General features: G+C 50.9%; 1 rRNA gene. It reads left to right on the forward strand.

The annotated features are described in order from the left end of the window. Positions 1-468 (forward strand): 23S ribosomal RNA (locus I6E11_RS14890); the annotation flags it as partial.

Genomic DNA, 468 nt, shown 5'->3' on the forward strand with positions numbered 1-468 from the left:
GCCCAGTGAAATTGTAGTATCGGTGAAGATGCCGATTACCCGCGATGGGACGAAAAGACCCCGTGAACCTTTACTATAGCTTAGCATTGAATTTGGGCACGCGATGTGTAGGATAGGTCGGAGGCTTTGAAGCAGGCACGCCAGTGTTTGTGGAGCCGCTGTTGAAATACGACCCTTCGTTTGTTTGAGTTCTAACTCATGGATTGAGGACATTGCTTGGTGGGTAGTTTGACTGGGGTGGTCGCCTCCAAAAGCGTAACGGAGGCTTCTAAAGGTACCCTCAGGCCGATCGGTAACCGGCCCAAGAGTGTAATGGCAAAAGGGTGCTTGACTGGGAGACTGACAAGTCGATCAGGTAGGAAACTAGAGCATAGTGATCCGGTGTTTCCGTATGGAAGGGACATCGCTCAAAGGATAAAAGGTACTCCGGGGATAACAGGCTGATCCCTCCCAAGAGCTCATATCGAC

Source organism: Bacteroides caecigallinarum, from assembly GCF_021531075.1.
GTDB classification, from domain to species: Bacteria; Bacteroidota; Bacteroidia; order Bacteroidales; family Bacteroidaceae; genus Phocaeicola; species Phocaeicola caecigallinarum_B.